Below are 4,046 nucleotides of genomic sequence, written 5' to 3'. Positions count from 1 at the left end.
CTATAATAGCGTTCATTGACGAAACGTTTGCAACAGAACCGCTGCGCGTCGTGGTGCCCGACACCAACGCGCTGCAGCATTTCATCATAGGGCAGTTGACGAAAACCAAAGGCGTATCGACGATAAGGTCGAGTTTCGCTCTCAAGCAGGTCAAGTACAAGACGGCGCTGCCGCTCAAGTGAACGCGCCGGGTGCTAATCCGACACCCAGTCCACGACCTCGGACAGGCCGACCCGTTCTGTCATAAAGCCGTTGGAAGGATGGGCATGATCGGGCCAGCCGAATGAAATCCCGCACACGACCCGCCTGCTCTGCGGCATGCCGAAGAATTCGCAAATATCGGCCGCGTAATTGGCGAGCGCCGCCTGGGCGATGGTCCCCACCCCCAGCGCCTGCGCCGCCAGCATGAAATGCGAGACATAACCGCCGCAATCGATCGCGCCATAGACACCCAGCGCCTCCTCGGTGGTGACGATGGCGACATGCGGCGCGTCGAAGAAAGCAAAATTGCGCATCGTCTGGCGTGCATAGGCCTCCCGGTCGCCGCGTTCTATCCCGACGGCGTCATAAAGCTGGAAACCGCATCGGCGCCGCCGGTCCTGATATTCGCCCGTATATTCGCGCGGAAACGCGAAATCGCGCGTTGCGGGATCGGACGACGCCGCCTTCGCCAGCATCATCCGGCGAAAGCGCTCGGTCCCCTGCCCGGATGTGACGGTCAGCCGCCAGGGCTGGGTATTGCTCCATGAGGGAGAATGCTGCGCCGTGACGAGAATCCGCCGGATCAGCTCGTCCGGCAACGGCGTCGGCAGGAACGCCCGGCAACTGCGCCGCGCCTCCGCCAGCCTTTCAAACGAAAGCCCGGCTTCCCCCGCATCTGCTTGCGGATAGTGTCGATCCATCAATATTTCTCCCTGCCGAGACCGAGTCTCGGCCGTACATGTGACATGCGGACTTTCGTTTCGATAGGCGTCATTTTCGGGCGCCCGGATTGGCGCCGAGCACCATGGTGAGCAGGCAGACGGAGAACGACAGAAGCGTCAGCATGGTGGATACCGCGGCGATGACCGGCGTGTTTTCCCACATGATGCTGCTATACATCTTGACGGGCAATGTGATGGTCGTCGGTCCATTGAGGAACCACGCTATGACGACCTCGTCGAAGGACGCGAGGAAAGCAAAGAGGAAACCGGCGAAGACCGAGATTTTCAGTTGCGGCAGCACGACCCGGCTGAAAATGCGGATCTGCCCCGCGCCCATCACCATCGACGCCCTTTCCAGTGCGGGATCCACCTGGGTCAGGCCGCTGAGCGACAGCATGACGACGAAGGGCAGACCATACATCGCATGGGCCAAGACCAGCGTGATAAACCGGCCCTGCATGCCCGTCGCCGCCGCAAGGAAGTAAAGGCCGAGCGCGATGACGATCACCGGGACGAACATCGGCGAGATAACCAGCATCTGAACGGCCGACCGGCCGAAGAAGCGCCCGCGCGCGAACGCGTAGGCGGCGGGAACGCCGATTAGAGTCGCTATCACCGATGCCGTGGTTGCGATCTGCAGACTGTTCCACAGAGCGCCGATCCACGCCTCGGAACCAAAGAACTGCCGATACAGATTAAGCGATAGATGCGCCCGGTCGAGCGTGAATTCGCCGGCTTCCGACAGCGAGATCGGGATGATCACAAGGCTCGGAATGACCAGATAGGCATAGACGAGACAGGCCAGAACCGCCGACAGGGAAGGGAGACGCCTTTTTTTCGGGCGGGCAGGATTCATCGTTATCGCCATCGGTTCAGCGTCCCACGCGTTGCTGGAGTTTCAGGACCACGCCCGCGAGCAAGCCGCAGAACAGCAGCAGCAAAAGCGCAATGATCGAAGCGCTCTGCCAGTCCAGCACTTCGCGCGTATAAAGATCGATGATGTTCGCCATCATCATATCCTGCCGTCCACCCAGAAGCGCCGGAGTGACGAAGAAGCCCATGGACAGGACGAGGCAGAGCAGGAAGGATGCCAGCACGCCCGGCAGGCTCTGGGGAAAGGTGATCGACCAGAAAATCCGCCACGACGACGCGCCCATCACCTCGCCTGCTGCCTGAATCGTCTGGTTTTGCGCGGAAAGGCTTGCGAGGATCGGGAAAATCGCGAACGGAATGAGCGCGTTGCTCATGCCGACGATCACCGCGAAGCGGTTGAACATCATGTCGAAGCCATCGAAGCCGGCGGCGCGCAAGACCGTGTTGATCACGCCGCGCTCGCCCAGGATCACGATGAATGCATAGCTCTTCACCAGGATGCTGGTCCAGAACGGCACCAGAACCAGCGTCAGGCATACGGCTTTCCACATCCGGGTCTGGCGCATGAGATGGAACGCGACCGGATAGGCCATGAGCACGCTGACGACCGCGCTCGTCAGGCTGATATAGACCGTGTTCAAAAAGACTTTGAAAACGAGCACCGATCCGGCAATTTCCAGAACGCCTTCCCAAAGCCCCCTGTCCTCACCAACCGTGTAGGAGGCGACAAAAATCATTGGGATAATGAACAGACTCAGCGAGACGAGCGTCGCAGGTGTCGCGAAGGGTGCAAGCGATGGAAGGAGATGCTGACGTCGGGATGTTGTCATTCCAGCCTCAAACGGTAATGTGAATGATATCACTATGTGCTAACTTTTATCAATTTACAATACACAACATCGATAATATGATCGACCAACATAAGAACGCGCGCCGAACTGGCGCCGCACATCAAGAGGGTCGACTATGAGCACGGTTGAATTGCGTGGAATCAACAAGAGCTATGTGAATTTCGTCGCGCTGAACGATATCGACCTGACCGTCCCGGAGGGCGAGTTCCTGACGCTGCTCGGCGCCAGCGGATCGGGAAAGACCACCTTGCTCAACATCGTCGCCGGCATGATAGCGCCCGACAGCGGTGCCGTGCTGATCGGCGATCGCGACGTCACTGATGTACCCCCGCGCCAGCGCGGCCTTGGCATGGTGTTTCAAAGCTATGCGCTCGTGCCTCATATGTCTGTTTTCGACAATATCGCCTTTCCGCTGCGAATTCGGCGCATGTCGCCGGCCGATATCAAATCGAGGGTGGAACGGATTCTGGATATCGTGCAGCTTGGCCATATCGCACATCGCAAGCCGCGCGAGCTTTCGGGCGGGCAACAGCAGCGCGTGGCGATCGCCCGCTGCCTGGTCTACGAGCCGCCGGTCATCCTGATGGACGAGCCTTTGGGCGCGCTCGACAAGAAACTGCGCGAGCAGCTTCAGCAGGAGATAAGGCGCATCCACAAGGAAATGGGCATAACCATCCTTTACGTGACGCATGACCAGGAAGAGGCGCTTTATCTTTCCGACCGCATATGCCTGATGAATGGCGGCCAGATCGAACAGCTTGGAACCCCGCACGAACTATATTTCCAGCCCGCGAACGCCTTCGTCGCTGACTTTATCGGCGAGTCCAACCTGCTGTCCTGCAACCATGTCGCATCGGACCGCGTGCGCATCGATACGCTGGGGCAGGAAATCCATGTGCTTCCCAACGGCGCGGCCGCCCCCGACAGGCTGTTGATCCGCCCGGACAAGATCGCCGTTCTCGCCGAGGGAGAAAGCCGCCCCAACGAGTTTTCTGGCGAAATCGAGGCAGTCGCCTTCGTCGGCGAAACCGTGCGCCTGACGGTCCGCTGCGGCAGGCAGACCTTCACGGTCAAGGCGCCCACCGGCTCCCCGGCGGACATGCGCAATGTCGGCTCCACCGCGCGCATCGGCTGGCACCCGGAGGAAGCCCTGCTCCTTTCATGCTGACAGTTTCCGGTGAACTTCCGGGAAAGCAACCAGCCGGCGTTGTCGTACTAAAATCGTCTACCCCGACATATTCCCAGCCGTTCGAAGCTTCTTGATTGATGATTGCTTCATATTCCTTGACCGCTGCTTGTCGTTTTTCACGAGCATGTTGGACGGTCCCGCGACACACCGATATTGATACGTCATTAATCGGTTCTGTTGCAAACGTTTCGTCAATGAACGCTATTATAG

The 4,046-nt window shown here is 59.1% G+C and carries 5 protein-coding genes; 2 read left to right on the top strand and 3 right to left on the bottom strand.

Going from position 1 to position 4,046, the window contains the following annotated elements; genetic code table 11:
• Positions 1 to 182: Lrp/AsnC ligand binding domain-containing protein (locus tag KUG47_RS16625; RefSeq protein ID WP_217679164.1), on the top strand; the 182-nt coding region annotated here is incomplete at its 5' end.
• 12 nt (positions 183 to 194) lie between these two features.
• Here KUG47_RS16625 and KUG47_RS16620 read toward each other — a convergent pair.
• From KUG47_RS16620 to KUG47_RS16610, 3 genes are all read right to left on the bottom strand, one after another.
• Positions 195 to 902, bottom strand: coding sequence for a nitroreductase (locus KUG47_RS16620; protein WP_217679162.1), 708 nt, complete (start codon positions 900 to 902; stop codon positions 195 to 197).
• Between the two features lie 70 nt (positions 903 to 972).
• Positions 973 to 1,779, bottom strand: a complete 807-nt coding sequence (locus KUG47_RS16615) for an ABC transporter permease (RefSeq protein ID WP_217679160.1) — start codon at positions 1,777 to 1,779, stop codon at positions 973 to 975.
• A gap of 16 nt (positions 1,780 to 1,795) precedes the next feature.
• Complete coding sequence (locus KUG47_RS16610; protein WP_217679158.1) at positions 1,796 to 2,626, bottom strand: ABC transporter permease; 831 nt, start codon at positions 2,624 to 2,626, stop codon at positions 1,796 to 1,798.
• Positions 2,627 to 2,762: 136 nt separating this feature from the next.
• Between KUG47_RS16610 and KUG47_RS16605 the strand changes: the two genes are divergently transcribed.
• Complete coding sequence (locus KUG47_RS16605) at positions 2,763 to 3,815, top strand: ABC transporter ATP-binding protein (protein WP_217679156.1); 1,053 nt, start codon at positions 2,763 to 2,765, stop codon at positions 3,813 to 3,815.
• Positions 3,816 to 4,046: the final 231 nt, after the last annotated feature.

Source organism: Falsochrobactrum tianjinense (assembly GCF_019100495.1).
Lineage (GTDB): Bacteria > Pseudomonadota > Alphaproteobacteria > Rhizobiales > Rhizobiaceae > Brucella > Brucella tianjinense.
Note: the sequence above shows the minus strand (reverse complement) of the source record. Positions and strands in the feature narration are given on the sequence as shown.